Raw genomic sequence first — 12,709 nt, forward strand, 5'->3', positions numbered from 1 at the left:
TTTCGGGAAGCGGGATCCTAAACGGTTTCAGCCAGTGCCCTCGTTGCCAGCAGATGATCTGCTGCCCGCTCAATGCTGAGTCCACTGATGTCCACGCTTCTGCGCTGCGGTGACCGTTTGAGTTCGTGGTCGTAGCAACGGTCATAGTAGTCCAGCGTAGCTCTGCAGGCCGTGGCCCAATCCCCTTCAGCAATGGCGTTCAGGGCTTGGGTGGTCCGCTGAGGGCCCAGACGCCGGCTGATGCGTTGGGTTGCTTCGGCCAGTGCATCCATGCCCTGGTGGCCGTACACCCCCACCAACTGGTTCACCCGTTCGCTCAGGCTGCGTTGAATCTCCAGGACCGGAGCGTTCTGCATCTGATCGAACAGGGCCTTTGGGATTCGGCAACGTCCCACCTGAATGCTCTCGGCCTCCAGCCAGATGGCTTCAGCCCCGGCCCGGCGATGCTGATCAAAGCATTCCGCCAGGCGGTTCTCGTAATGCTCTGTGGAGGGTTGTGGCGGCAGACCCAACCCTCCGAAGCTGCTGCCCCTGTGATGGGCCAGCCCCTCAAGATCCACGATCGCGATTCCGCGTTGCTGCAGGGCCAAGAGGAGATCCGTTTTGCCGGTTCCGGTGCGGCCTCCCATCAACCGCAGTGGCCATGGCCGCTCGAATTGCTCCTGAGCCCAGCGGCGATAGGCCTTGTAACCGCCTATCAGCAGCGTTGGCGTCAGGTCAATCTGACTGGCCAACCAAGCCATGCTGGCGGAGCGCATGCCACCTCTCCAGCAGTAGAGCCTTGGAGTCCCCAAGTCCCGCAGACGTTCCAGCTCTCCAGCCAGCGCCGAAAGTTTTGGACCTGTGATCGATAGTCCGAGATGGATGGCAGGCAACCGTCCCTGCTGCTTGTAACTGGTGCCGACCTCGGCCCGTTCCGCATCGCTGAACAGCGGAAGATTGATGGCTCCTGGCCAGTGCCCCTTGTCGAACTCCGATGGGCTGCGCACATCCACCAGAGGACCGCGCAGTTGCCGCAGCTGATCGATCGTGAGGTGCTGGGCGTCTCCCATGCCTGACATAGTGGGCCAACGCCGAGCCAGTCAGGGCCGGTTGCTACTCATGCTCTCCGGTTCAACACCCACCACCACTTCAACGCCTGAACAGCTGATCGACAGGCTGGCGAATGGGAGTCCCCGCCAGCGTCGTTCCCTGATCAAGTCCCTGGAATCACGGTCGGCCGATCTGGTCAGCCTTGGCTCAGATGCCCTTGCCCCGTTTGATCGGAAAGCTTCCGACTGGGCTCCAGGCTGGATCCTTCAAGTGATCAGGCGACATCAGCCTGACCACCTTGCTCAACTGTTGTCGTCCACGCCTGAAGGATGGCTGAGCGTGGCATCTGCGATTGGTGTCGATTACATCCCGTTGCAGCAAGCCCTGCTTGATGAGGACTTCGAAACGGCCGATCGGACCACCAGTTCCATCCTGCGTCAGCTCGCTGGTCCTGCTGCGGAAGCGAGAGGATATGTCTATTTTAGTGAGGTTCCAGCCATGGCTGGTCTCGATTTGGTGAGCCTGGATCGGTTGTGGACGGTCTATTCGCAGGGGCGCTTCGGTTTTTCCATGCAGGCCAGATTGCTGGCGGGATTGGACGGGCGTTATGAGCGGCTCTGGCCTCGGATCGGTTGGAAACTGGACGGAACCTGGACCCGCTATCCAGGTGCCTTCACCTGGACGATTGAGGCCCCTGAAGGCCACATGCCCCTGATCAACCAACTGCGGGGGGTTCGCCTCATGGATGCGTTGCTCAATCATCCCGATCTCGTGACGCATCGAGGCTCAACGGGCCTGTCCTGATCGCTGAGAACCGTTAAGTTCAGATCAGAGCTGAAGCCGCCTGGTCGTGATCCTGCAGCAGGCTTCTTCCAGTGCATCCATGGGTTCTGCGTCAACGTCCCATCGGCTGTTTCGCTGGGCTGATTTCGTTTTGCCTTCGACCTTGCAGCTGTCTCCATTGTTGGAGCTGCTGATCGAGCCCGTGGGTTGTTTGATGACCTGTCAGCGGGTCGAACTGGGGCTGCATGAGGCGCTTGTGAATGCTGTGCGCCATGGCAATGCGGAGGATCCGGGCAAACGGCTGCGGGTGCGGCGCATCACAACGCCGAACTGGTTGGTGTGGCAAGTGCAGGATGAGGGCAGCGGCTTACCGCCGAATGCCCGTGCTGCCACGCTGCCTCAGCAACCTGAAGCCCTCAGTGGACGTGGCCTCTTCCTGATCCACCAGTGTTTCGATGACGTGCGCTGGAGCCGTCGGGGCAATCGTCTGCAACTCGCCTGCCGGCGGCCGCTCAATGATGCGGACAGCCCGGATCCTTCAGTTCTCCACTGATCCAGCCCAGGGCCTGCTCCGTCAGTGCCTTGACGTCGTCTCGCTCACCATCACTGAGCAGTTTCACCAGAGCAGCACCGAGCAGTTCAGCGCCCCGTCGATCCCATCGGCTCTTCAGGCGATGCCAGCTGCGATCGTCAATGCTGAGCATGGCGTGCAGGTCGCGGCTACTGGTCAGGGCCTGCTCCGGCCAATCCGATTGCTGTCGGTCCATGGGACTACCGCGATGTCTGTCTAGTTTCGTGGAAGCCAACATCCCCTGGATGTCACCGCAACCACACCCCCTGGGCTGGCTCCATGCCAGCAGCCGGCTGTTGCAAGTGGGACGTGTGCAGTCTTTAGCGGTGAAAAGAGTCGGGGGTGTAGCCGCAAGGCGCGCTCAACAGCGTCTGGAGATGGGACGTCGATTGCTCGCGTTGAAGATCGACGGGTGGACGATGACCCCTGAATCAGGTTTGAGGTTCTGGCGAGCACTGCGTTGGGGAGGGATCGGGTTCAGCCTTGCCTGGCTGCTGAGCCACTGGTTGTCCTGATGCCGCGGGAGGATCAGGCCGCAACCTTGGAAGAATCCTGGCCAACGACCACCAGAGAGACCAAGGTCTCGCTTGATCTGGTTTGTGGTGAAGATGTCGGCCGATCCGCCGGTTGCGTGAGTTCTTGACCACGCAGCCAGGCGTGGTGAAGAGCCCGACGACGACGATCTTCGGAGAGAACCAAGCGATCGGCAGCGCTTTGGGGACTTTCCCCAGGAAGCACGGCTGTGCGCAGCCGAATGCCAAAGCCATTGGCTTCGACTTGAACGTGACCTTCCATCAGAACGACCTGGAAGTTCCAGCCCTGGAGCCAGCGGAGTCGGAAGGGATTGGTCATGGGCGTCCCTTTCGGCAACAAGTACACCCTATGGCCATGGCGCCATCGTGCAAGGGAGGGTGTCAGCGAATGCGTTCAGGTGGATGGCTGAGCAGGTTTCCTGGCACTCCAAACCCGGGTCATGAAATGGGTTTCAGCGGTCACGGCCTCAAAACCGGCCTGGATCAGACGGGCATCGATGTCGTCTGCGATGTAGTCGCGGTAGTACGGCTCATGGAATACGCGGCGGAAGTTGTCCATCGCCACATGGAATTGCGGTGAATCAGCCAGCTGAACGGAATCAGCAAGCACGAACACACCACCATGTTCGAGCACACGCCAGGCTTCGTTGATCACGTTCTGGCGCGCCTCAGCAGGCAGCTCGTGCAGGAGGAAGACGCAGGTCACTCCTTGCAATCCTCCATCAGCCAATGGAAGTATTTCCCCATTGGCGCGAATCAGCTGCACCAGAGGAGACTGGCCAGTGTTGAGCCAGCGGTTCGCCTGGCGAAGGTAGGCCTCAGAAAGGTCGGCCCCGATGAGTTCGGCATGGGGAAGGGCACCGCGAACCTGATGGAGGGTTCGACCGGTTCCGGTGGCGATGTCGAGCACCCGCAGAGACGACGGACTGCGATCGGAAAAATGCTTGAGGCCCCGTTTCAGCGGTGCCAGTACCCGTCGACGCATCGCATCAGCGGTGCCATTAAACAGAATTTCGACCTGGAGGTCGTAGAGACCTGCGGAGTGGTCGCTGAGGTATCCATCGGTTTGATGATGGAAATTCTGCAGGTAGTAGTCGGGAAACAGGCTGCGATCGGTGTCCTTGGGGAGATCGCGAACATTGCGCTCCTTGCGGCGATTCCAGGTGGACGGCAGATCAAGCCAGACCAGGGGATAGCGGCTGGCCCAGTCCAGCCAGGGAGCATCAAACAACTGGGATTCCGGATAGGTCCCCTGTTGCGCTTCATCCCAGTCGCGTTCCTCCAGCTGAGCCATGGAGCTGCGCAGGTCCTTCAGCAGATCTGGGGGAACGCTCCCGGTGCTAGGAACGGCTTCGGGGGCCAGCAGCTCCATCAGCTTGGTGCTGAGCTCCTTATGAGCGAGACCTGCGATTCCCTTGCCCTGTTGCAGGGTCTTGTAGGCCAGCTTGCTGAAGGGCGTGGTCGCCATTCCATTGATGCACCAAGCGGTTATTCCAGCGAATGCGTCGCCAAACCGCGTCTCCCTTGATCCACAAAAAAACCCGCCTCCGTGGAGGCGGGCCGATCAACACCCAATTTTTGGATCAGGCGTCGTAGTACATCGCGAACTCGTGGGGATGAGGGCGCTGACGGAGTTGCTGGACTTCTTCGTATTTGAGATCGATCCAGTTGTCGATGAAATCGTCGCTGAAGACGCCGCCAGTAGTGAGGAAGCCACGATCGGCATTCAGAGCTTCCAGGGCACCATTCAGGGATGGGGGCACCGTGGCGATCTTCGCTAGCTCTTCAGCAGGAAGTTCAAACAGATCACGGTCTTCACCATCGCCGGGGTCAATCTGGTTTTTGATGCCATCCAGGCCCGCCATCACCATGGCGCTGAAGGCCAGATAAGGATTGGCCAGGGCATCACCGGAACGGAATTCGAGGCGCTTGGCCTTGGGGCTGGGGCCGGTGAGAGGGATGCGAACCGCAGCAGAGCGGTTGCCTTCGGAATAGACGAGGTTCACCGGTGCTTCAAAACCAGGCACCAGGCGCTTGTAGCTGTTGGTGGTGGGGTTGGTGAAGGCCAGGAATGCCGGAGCATGCTTCAGGATTCCGCCGATGTACCAACGCGCGGTCTGCGACAGATTGGCATAGGTGCCTTCACCGAAGAACAGCGGCTGGCCACCCTTCCACAGGCTCTGGTGGACGTGCATGCCGGAGCCGTTGTCGTTGAAGACCGGCTTGGGCATGAAGGTGGCTGTCTTGCCGTACTTCTTCGCCACGTTGCGCACGACGTACTTGTACGTCATGACGTTGTCCGCAGCCTGGATCAGTTCGGCGAATTTCATGCCGAGCTCGTGCTGTCCGGCACCGGCCACCTCGTGGTGGTGCTTTTCGGTGGGGATCCCCAGCTGGCCCATCAACAGGAGCATCTCTGAGCGGATGTCCTGAGCGGTGTCGTTGGGGGCGACGGGGAAATACCCCTCTTTCAGCTGAATTTTGTAAGCCAGGTTTCCACCCTCTTCCAGGCGCCCGGTGTTCCAGGAAGCTTCGATGGTGTCGACGCTGTAAAACGCCCCGCCTTCGCTGGAGTTGTAGCGAACGTCGTCGAAAAGAAAGAACTCGGGCTCTGGCCCGAAGAAGGCCGTGTCGGCCAGGCCGGTGGAGCTCAGGTGGTTCAAAGCTCGTTGGGCCAGTGCACGGGGGCAGCGGTCGTAGGCCTCACCACTGCGCGGCTCCTGAATGGAGCAGATCATGCTCAGGGTTTTGTGGCGGTAGAACGGATCGATCCAGGCCGTGCTGGCATCGGGAACCATCGCCATGTCGGAGGCGTTGATCGATTTCCAGCCGCGGATGGAGGAACCGTCAAATGCCAGTCCTTCGGTAAAGGAGTCCTCCTCCAGCAGATCGGTGCACACCGTCAGGTGTTGCCACTTGCCGTGGAGATCGGTGAACTTCAGGTCGATCAGCTCAATGCCTTCGTCCTTGATCTGTCGAAGGACGTCCTGAGGGGTTTTGGCCATGGAGCTTGAACCGAAAAGGAGTGATAAGAACGACCGTAAGGAGCCGTTATGCCCTGTTTTGTATCAACGCGCACATTTTTTAATGTGCCTTTGTTGGTTCAGGGACCTGTTGTCACTCTCGTAACCGTTTCTGTCAACTTCCCTGAATCACAGGCCTGAAGCGGGTTCTCAGCCTTGAAGCAGTGTTACCTTCAGCCAGGGTTGTCTTGAGACTCCAGAGCATGCGCGACGCCATCGGCGGACTGATCGGCCGTTACGACCAATTGGGTCGGTATCTGGACCGCTCGGCGATCGACAGCATCGAAAAGTACCTCGATGAATCGTCCCTGCGGATCCAGGCCGTGGAGCTCATCAACCGGGAAGCGGCTGAAATCGTGCGGGAGGCAAGTCAGCGGCTGTTCCGTGATGAGCCGGAACTTCTCCTCCCTGGTGGGAATGCCTACACCACCAGACGCCTCGCGGCCTGTCTGCGGGATATGGACTATTTCCTCCGCTATGCCAGTTACGCACTGGTTGCGGCAGACAGCACAATTTTGAACGAAAGGGTGCTCAACGGTCTGGACGACACCTACAAAAGCTTGGGCGTGCCCACGGGGCCAACCGTTCGCAGCATCATCCTCTTGGGTGAAGTGATCGTTGAGCGCCTTCAGGCCGCAGGAGTTGAATCAGCTCGGCTGGCGGTTGTTGCTGCACCCTTTGATCACATGGCCCGTGGTCTTGCTGAAACGAATGTTCGGCAGCGCTGAGCACGGCGTGATTCCTCCGTTGCAATCGGCCTGAATAGGCTCCAAAGCGGAGACTCGACTGCGTAGGCTCCCAGCATTGATCGACCATCCAGGCCTTGGCGGTGACGAATTCCTTGCTCCCAGTCAAAGACGCGCACCGCCAAGCCTTTAACGCAATCAACACGCCCGATCGCCTGTTGCTGGGGCCCGGTCCCTCCAATGCCCATCCGACGGTTCTTGAGGCCCTGTCCCGCACACCGATCGGTCACCTTGATCCGCTGTACGTGGAGTTGATGGGTGAAGTTCAGGAGTTGCTGCGTTACGCCTGGCAGACCGACAACCGACTGACCCTTCCGATGAGTGGCACCGGTAGTGCTGCCATGGAAGCCACTCTGGCTAACACCGTCGAACCCGGTGACACCGTGCTGGTGGCTGTCAAGGGATATTTCGGTTTGAGGCTCGCCGATATGGCGGGTCGCTACCGAGCCACGGTGAAAACCATTGAAAAGCCATGGGGCGAGTGGTTCTCCCTCGAGGAGCTGGAAGCAGCGCTGATTGAGCACAAACCCGCGATCCTGGCCCTTGTGCACGCCGAAACGTCAACCGGCGTTTGCCAACCCATGGACGGCGTTGGTGATCTTTGCCGCAAGCACGATTGCCTGCTTCTGCTGGACACGGTGACCTCCCTCGGCGGCGTTCCTCTTTATATCGATGAGTGGAAGGTTGATCTGGCCTACAGCTGCAGTCAGAAAGGTCTCAGTTGCCCTCCCGGACTCGGACCCTTCACGATGGGGCCCAGGGCCGAGGCGAAAATGGCCACTCGCAGCGGCAAAGTTCCCAATTGGTATCTCGATGTATCTCTACTGAATCAGTACTGGGGAAGTGATCGTGTGTACCACCACACGGCACCTGTGAACATGAATTTCGGCATGCGTGAGGCTCTGCGTCTGTTGGCGGAGGAAGGTTTGGACCAGGCCTGGGCGCGCCACCGCCGCAATGCTGAGCGTCTCTGGAGTGGTCTTGAACGTCAGGGGCTTTCCATGCACGTTCCTGAGGAGCTTCGACTCCCCACCCTCACCACTGTTCGGATTCCAGATGGCGTTGACGGCAAAGCCTTCAGTCAGCACCTGCTCAACACCCATGGCATTGAAGTCGGCGGTGGACTCGGCTCCCTCGCCGGCAAGATCTGGCGCATTGGTCTGATGGGTTACAACTCCACCCCTGAGAACGTGGACCGGCTGCTCAACCTGTTTGAGACCGAGCTTCCCCGTTTCAGCGGTTCCGTCGCCGCCGCTGCCTGAACCAGATCTCCAGCTGTTCAGCGGCTCTTTCCTGCATCAGTGGCCCCACCACACGCATGTGGTGGTGGGCACTGGGATCGTCCGCCAGGTTGATGCAGCCCCCCAACCCGCCCCGTTTCCTGTCGGTAGCTCCAAAGATCACGGTTCCCATCCGTGCCTGCACCAGAGCCCCAGCACACATCGGACACGGCTCGAGGGTGACCAGAAGGGTGCAGGGATTGAAGCGCCAGTCACCACGGATGGTGGCGGCTTGACTCAGGGCCACCAATTCCGCATGGCCGAGGGGGTCCTGGCAGCGCTCACGTCGGTTGCGTCCGTGGCCGATGCACCGCCCTTGCTCGTCAAGGATGACGGCCGCAACTGGCACTTCGCCGCTGTCTCCATTGACGGAGGCTCGCGCCAGCAGCACTTCCATCCATTCTGTCCAGAGCTGTTGTTCCTCCACCCCCTCCGTTGCCCCTCGCTTTGAGCACCTTCCCACGAGACGCGAGGATCAACGCAGTTCCACCACAGCCGGTGCACGCCTCCACCGATCTCCGGCCTGACCTGCACCGCTTGGACCCCTTCGCTTCGCCTGATCAAGCGGATCCAGTGCTACGGGACTTCCTCCATCGGGCCAGTGATCTGCTCTGCGACTGGATCGGTACGGCGTCCAAAGGGGTGCCCTTGCCGACCGTGCGCCCGCAGCCGGCCGTCGCCCCCACCGCGGCAGGCCTCGGCATGGACCGGTTGCTCAAGGATCTGCAGCTTGTGATGGAGGGTGCCTATCAGCCGTCCCATCCCGGAGCTCTGGCCCATCTCGATCCACCGCCGCTCACGGCATCGATCGCCGCCGACCTGATCTGTGCCGGGCTTAACAACAACCTGCTGGCGGAGGAACTGTCCCCAGGGCTCACCGACCTCGAACAGCAGCTCTGCAGTTGGTTCTGTCAGCGACTGGGACTGCCGGATCAAAGCGGTGGTGTGCTCGCCAGCGGCGGCACCCTCAGCAACCTGATGGGGTTGGTGGTGGCCCGTACCCATGCCGGAGTTCGCGATGGCGTCGTGCTCTGCAGCCGTGATGCCCACGTTTCGCTTCAGAAGGCAGCCACTGTGATGGGGTTGCCGGATCAGGCTCTCCAGCAGCTTCCGGTGGACAGCGATGGTGGCCTGGACCTGGCAGCTTTGGATGCAGCCCTGTCAGCTCTGCGGCGCGATGGCCGATGCTGTCTGGCGGTTGTGGCGACGGCTGGCACCACTGTGCGAGGTGCGGTGGATCCGCTAGATGCGATCGCCAGGCTTTGCCGCCGTGAACGGGTCTGGTTGCATGTGGATGCCGCAATCGGTGGCGTTTTTGCCCTCTGGGAGCCCTTGGCGCCCTTGATGGAGGGGCTGCATCAGGCGGACTCGATCACGCTCAATCCGCAGAAGCTTCTGGGGATCACCAAAACCTCGTCCATGCTCCTCTTGCGGGACCGTTCCAAGCTGCGGGATGCCTTTTCCACCGGGCTTCCGTACATGGAGTCGCCCTGCAGTGTTGATCATGGTGGCGAAGTGGGCCTGCAAGGGACCCGACCGGCAGAGGTGCTCAAGCTCTGGCTGGGTCTGCGGCAACTCGGCATCGAGGGCATTGGTGCTGTCCTCGAGTCCGCCCTCGAGCGAAAGGCGGTGTTGAAACGGCTGTTGGCAGATGATCGCCTCCTGGTGCTGGATGGCGGCCTTCATCTGCTGGCCCTGCGCCCCCGGCAGGACGATCCCGCTGGGTCCGCCAGTTGGACCGAGCAGACACGCCAGCTGCTGATGCGCGAGGGCTTTCTCCTGTCCCGCCCCAGCTACGACGGCCATTACTGGCTGAAGGTGGTTCTGGGTAATCCCCACACCACCAGCTCACACCTGCAGCAATTGGCTGGGTTGATCAGCCAGCAGCTGCAGCTGACCCATTGATCCCACAGAATCCTGTTACTTAGTTGTCGTCGCCCATGGGCGGAAGTGAGCAGCGTCCCCGCTGGGTGGCCATAGTCACCGGGGCGATCTCCATCGCCATTGCCGTGGTGTATCTCCTGCTGATCACCGTGCTCGACGCTCGCGGTCCGATGCTGCCCCCCCCTCCCGAGGCCCTGGGTGTGGTGGAAGGCTCGCTGCCGCCTTCCGCTGCAGTGGTTCCACCACCTGGCGCATCGCTGTTGCGAGAAATCGCTTGAGGGAGGCCTCCCGTTTGTTCAGCTCAAATGCTTTCTGCACCACCGCCTGAAGGCCCTCATCGCCCCAGTCCTGGTCCTGCTCGAAGAAGCGGATGAAACTGGCTCCGGCGATGCGGGTAAGCCAGGCCGTGACCACCCCCTGGACGCCACGGCCGATCAGCAGCGTTGGGAGTGACACGCTCAATGCTGGGCTGATCAGGCTCAGGGCACCTTTGACGATGCCGAGCCCCGCCAGGGTGCGTCCAACGGACACCGCCAGCTCTCTGGCGCGCTCCTTGGTCATGTCGATGCCGTAGACAGTGGCAATCTCAAGCACCATCTGGCCGTTCACGGCGGCTGTGCTCAGCAGGTCGACCCCAGGCAGGGGCGTGGCGGCCACGATGCCGGCACCGATCCAGCTGTAGCGATCAACGCAGCGCTTCGCCTCCCGTCGCCGCTGGCTGTTGAGCAGGTCCCGTCCCCGTTGGTCCAGCTGTCGGCACTGCAGAAGAATGTTGTCGGCAATCAGTTCTTCTCCGTCCGCATGCAGAACGGTCGCCAGCCGCTGCAGCAGTTCATTGACCTCTGGAGCCGGTTGCAACGGACGTTCACCCGGTCGCGGAATCGTTTGCGGTGCTGCGCTGCACGCCACCACGTCTGCGGCGGGCAAGAGCCCTTCGCATCGGCTGCGCAGCAACTGCAGCAAGCGCCGCTCCTCCTCGGCACCCCGCAGATCCCGTTTGTTTAACACCAGCAGCAAACGTTTGCCCAGCCCTGCCAGGGTCCGCAGCACCGTCATCTCCGAGCTGCGCAGGTCACCATCGACAACCACCAGCAGCAGGTCGGCTCGAACCGCCTGTTGGCGGGCGCGTTCTTCACGATTCAGTCCACCGTCCCCCGCCTCAAGAATCCCCGGTGTGTCCACCAGGCGCAGACCCCGTTCCATTCCTTTAAGTCGCAGTCGATAACTGGGCGTGCTGCGGGTGGAGCCCATCGCGGCGGCCACATCGCCCACCATGTCCTGCAGCAGCGCGCGGATCAGCGAGGTTTTGCCGCTGGATCCGGTGCCGAACACCACCACCACAAGATCGCCGCGAGCCAGGTCCTGCTCCACCCGTTCGCGCTCCTGGCGCAGGCTTTCCCGCACTACGCTGTCCTCCAGCCGCTCAAGCAGACGATCGATGCTGATTAGGCTCCGGCTGGCAGCATCACGTCTGGTTGCGGGGGGCTCCTCAGGGGCGGCAGCGCCTTTCGTGGTGGATCGGTGTCGGATCTGACGCCACCACGGCAGTCCAACCTGCACCACCACGGTTGCGATCAGCGCCAACCCCAACAGCAGCAGCGGTGTGATCAGCCAGGCGGGCAGAAAGTAACTGAGGTCCCAGAGAAGGGTTCGGATGGCCTGCAGCAGGCCACCCAACACGATCAGCGCGGCCAGAGCAGCGGCCAATCCCAGCAGCAGTCGGTGGCGTTTGGGGATCACAACGTTGCATCGCTGCCCCGGCTGCTGGCCGGGATGGGGTGAAGCGGATCAGCCATGGCGTGATGACGTCCTGCTGCTCCAGAGATCAACAAGAAAACAGAGGACCGCCAGGTTGATGGCGATATCAGCTGGATTGAAGATCGGGAAGTTGATCGGCACAAGGGCGAGAAAGTCGATCACATGCCCGAGTCGCCAGCGATCAATGCCGTTTCCCAGGGTGCCCCCCAGCAGGAACGCCACCGCCATCCCCTGCCAGAACGGTGGCGTGCGATGCCTCACCACCCAGATCAACAGACCTGTCGTCACCGCCAGACTCAGCAATCCAAGCCATTGGACCGACCCTCGGAACAGACTGAAGGCTGCTCCGGTGTTGTGCACCAGCTGGCCATTGATCAATCCGGGCAGCAGTTGAACGATGCGTCCATCCGCCAGCTGGGATGCGGCCAGCAGTTTTGTCGCCTGATCCACCAGGACCACCAGGCCAGCGACCCCCAACAGAGGGGCTCGTCGCAGGATTGAGCCCGTCATTCCCTGACCACCAGACACCAGCGCAGAATGACGGCCACCAGGGCCGTCGCAGCGCAGAGAGCAAGTTGTGCCGGCAAGGGCCCAATTCCAAAGCCCACTACCAATTCAGGCAACGACTTGTCCCAGCGTCCCAGAAGTGCACCAAGGCACAGATTGACCAGACCACAGAACTGCAGTGTCACCAACCCCGCCACGGCAGCCGCGGCCTGGGCTGTGACATCCCCCATGCCTTGCTGCTGGGACAGCCGACCCGTCAACCAGGCAGCGGGGATGAATCCGGCGAGGTATCCGAAGCCAGGCTCCAGAACGTAGGTGAGCCCACCACCGCTGTGGAACACCGGAAGGTCCAGCAGCCCAAGGCTGAGGTAGGCCACAGCGGCAATCATCCCGGCACGGGGGCCACTGACGAGCGCGCAGAGCAGGAGCGCCGGCACCTGCCAGGTCGCCGGCAAATCCATCAGCTGCATCGGGGATGATGGAATCAGCAGTGCTGAGGGCAGCAGGCCGCCGATCAACATCATCAGCACACCGGCCAGGGCTCCACTCCAGGTGGCGAGAGCTTTCACGCCGGTCGATCAACTGAGCGCAT

The 12,709-nt window shown here is 61.3% G+C and carries 15 protein-coding genes; 6 read left to right on the forward strand and 9 right to left on the reverse strand.

Going from position 1 to position 12,709, the window contains the following annotated elements; all coding sequences use genetic code 11:
* Positions 1–17: 17 nt before the first annotated feature.
* Positions 18–1,061, reverse strand: a complete 1,044-nt coding sequence (gene mnmH / locus TX72_RS05325; protein WP_011127931.1) for a tRNA 2-selenouridine(34) synthase MnmH — start codon at positions 1,059–1,061, stop codon at positions 18–20.
* A 40-nt stretch (positions 1,062–1,101) separates the two neighbouring features.
* On the opposite strand from mnmH, the gene TX72_RS05330 reads away from it, so the two are divergent.
* Positions 1,102–1,836, forward strand: a complete 735-nt coding sequence (locus TX72_RS05330) for a GUN4 domain-containing protein (protein ID WP_011127932.1) — start codon at positions 1,102–1,104, stop codon at positions 1,834–1,836.
* A 79-nt stretch (positions 1,837–1,915) separates the two neighbouring features.
* Positions 1,916–2,368, forward strand: a complete 453-nt coding sequence (locus tag TX72_RS05335) for an ATP-binding protein (RefSeq protein WP_042504274.1) — start codon at positions 1,916–1,918, stop codon at positions 2,366–2,368.
* On the opposite strand, the gene TX72_RS05340 is transcribed toward TX72_RS05335, so the two are convergent.
* Entirely contained in the window at positions 2,328–2,582 is a 255-nt protein-coding gene (locus tag TX72_RS05340; protein ID WP_042503370.1) for a DUF6439 family protein, read from the reverse strand. The two genes, TX72_RS05335 and TX72_RS05340, sit on opposite strands and share 41 nt — an antisense overlap.
* 28 nt (positions 2,583–2,610) lie before the next feature.
* On the opposite strand from TX72_RS05340, the gene TX72_RS05345 reads away from it, so the two are divergent.
* Positions 2,611–2,901 (forward strand): hypothetical protein, encoded by a 291-nt coding sequence (locus TX72_RS05345; protein WP_225867743.1) that lies wholly within the window; start codon positions 2,611–2,613, stop codon positions 2,899–2,901.
* A 13-nt stretch (positions 2,902–2,914) separates the two neighbouring features.
* On the opposite strand, the gene TX72_RS05350 is transcribed toward TX72_RS05345, so the two are convergent.
* From TX72_RS05350 to glnA, 3 genes are all read right to left on the reverse strand, one after another.
* Positions 2,915–3,238 (reverse strand): hypothetical protein, encoded by a 324-nt coding sequence (locus tag TX72_RS05350; protein WP_011127936.1) that lies wholly within the window; start codon positions 3,236–3,238, stop codon positions 2,915–2,917.
* A gap of 75 nt (positions 3,239–3,313) precedes the next feature.
* Positions 3,314–4,387, reverse strand: coding sequence for a class I SAM-dependent methyltransferase (locus tag TX72_RS05355; RefSeq protein WP_011127937.1), 1,074 nt, complete (start codon positions 4,385–4,387; stop codon positions 3,314–3,316).
* A gap of 115 nt (positions 4,388–4,502) precedes the next feature.
* Positions 4,503–5,924: a type I glutamate--ammonia ligase gene (gene glnA, locus TX72_RS05360; RefSeq protein WP_011127938.1), complete on the reverse strand. Its 1,422-nt coding sequence runs from the start codon at positions 5,922–5,924 to the stop codon at positions 4,503–4,505.
* Between the two features lie 221 nt (positions 5,925–6,145).
* Here glnA and TX72_RS05365 point away from each other — a divergent pair, with 221 nt between their 5' ends.
* Together TX72_RS05365 and TX72_RS05370 are read left to right on the forward strand one after the other, a co-directional pair.
* Entirely contained in the window at positions 6,146–6,670 is a 525-nt protein-coding gene (locus TX72_RS05365) for an allophycocyanin subunit beta (protein ID WP_011127939.1), read from the forward strand.
* Positions 6,671–6,765: 95 nt separating this feature from the next.
* Complete coding sequence (locus TX72_RS05370; protein WP_042503373.1) at positions 6,766–7,950, forward strand: pyridoxal-phosphate-dependent aminotransferase family protein; 1,185 nt, start codon at positions 6,766–6,768, stop codon at positions 7,948–7,950.
* Here TX72_RS05370 and TX72_RS05375 read toward each other — a convergent pair.
* Positions 7,922–8,365, reverse strand: coding sequence for a nucleoside deaminase (locus TX72_RS05375; protein WP_042504275.1), 444 nt, complete (start codon positions 8,363–8,365; stop codon positions 7,922–7,924). The genes TX72_RS05370 and TX72_RS05375 overlap by 29 nt on opposite strands.
* A gap of 101 nt (positions 8,366–8,466) precedes the next feature.
* On the opposite strand from TX72_RS05375, the gene TX72_RS05380 reads away from it, so the two are divergent.
* Positions 8,467–9,873, forward strand: a complete 1,407-nt coding sequence (locus TX72_RS05380) for a pyridoxal phosphate-dependent decarboxylase family protein (RefSeq protein ID WP_011127942.1) — start codon at positions 8,467–8,469, stop codon at positions 9,871–9,873.
* A 123-nt stretch (positions 9,874–9,996) separates the two neighbouring features.
* Here the strand turns inward: TX72_RS05380 and TX72_RS05385 are convergent, their stop codons facing one another.
* The 3 genes from TX72_RS05385 to TX72_RS05395 are packed head-to-tail and all read right to left on the reverse strand — an operon-like array spanning position 9,997 to position 12,686.
* Positions 9,997–11,589: a YcjF family protein gene (locus TX72_RS05385; RefSeq protein WP_042504277.1), complete on the reverse strand. Its 1,593-nt coding sequence runs from the start codon at positions 11,587–11,589 to the stop codon at positions 9,997–9,999.
* A gap of 51 nt (positions 11,590–11,640) precedes the next feature.
* Positions 11,641–12,120, reverse strand: a complete 480-nt coding sequence (gene lspA, locus TX72_RS05390) for a signal peptidase II (RefSeq protein WP_011127944.1) — start codon at positions 12,118–12,120, stop codon at positions 11,641–11,643.
* Positions 12,117–12,686 carry a biotin transporter BioY gene (locus tag TX72_RS05395; protein ID WP_011127945.1) on the reverse strand — a complete coding sequence of 190 codons (570 nt, stop codon included), beginning with the start codon at positions 12,684–12,686 and terminating at the stop codon, positions 12,117–12,119. The genes lspA and TX72_RS05395 overlap by 4 nt, the downstream gene beginning before the upstream one ends.
* Positions 12,687–12,709: the final 23 nt, after the last annotated feature.

Source organism: Parasynechococcus marenigrum WH 8102 (genome assembly GCF_000195975.1).
GTDB classification, from domain to species: domain Bacteria; phylum Cyanobacteriota; class Cyanobacteriia; order PCC-6307; family Cyanobiaceae; genus Parasynechococcus; species Parasynechococcus marisnigri.

Coding starts and splice junctions, on each gene's coding strand:
- TX72_RS05340 (WP_042503370.1), bottom strand. CDS start 2,582: ATGGACCGACAGCAATCGGATTGGCCGGAGCAGGCCCTGACCAGTAGC.
- TX72_RS05355 (WP_011127937.1), bottom strand. CDS start 4,387: ATGGCGACCACGCCCTTCAGCAAGCTGGCCTACAAGACCCTGCAACAG.
- lspA (WP_011127944.1), bottom strand. CDS start 12,120: ATGACGGGCTCAATCCTGCGACGAGCCCCTCTGTTGGGGGTCGCTGGC.
- glnA (WP_011127938.1), bottom strand. CDS start 5,924: ATGGCCAAAACCCCTCAGGACGTCCTTCGACAGATCAAGGACGAAGGC.
- mnmH (WP_011127931.1), bottom strand. CDS start 1,061: ATGTCAGGCATGGGAGACGCCCAGCACCTCACGATCGATCAGCTGCGG.
- TX72_RS05350 (WP_011127936.1), bottom strand. CDS start 3,238: ATGACCAATCCCTTCCGACTCCGCTGGCTCCAGGGCTGGAACTTCCAG.
- TX72_RS05375 (WP_042504275.1), bottom strand. CDS start 8,365: ATGGAAGTGCTGCTGGCGCGAGCCTCCGTCAATGGAGACAGCGGCGAA.
- TX72_RS05330 (WP_011127932.1), top strand. CDS start 1,102: ATGCTCTCCGGTTCAACACCCACCACCACTTCAACGCCTGAACAGCTG.
- TX72_RS05335 (WP_042504274.1), top strand. CDS start 1,916: ATGGGTTCTGCGTCAACGTCCCATCGGCTGTTTCGCTGGGCTGATTTC.
- TX72_RS05365 (WP_011127939.1), top strand. CDS start 6,146: ATGCGCGACGCCATCGGCGGACTGATCGGCCGTTACGACCAATTGGGT.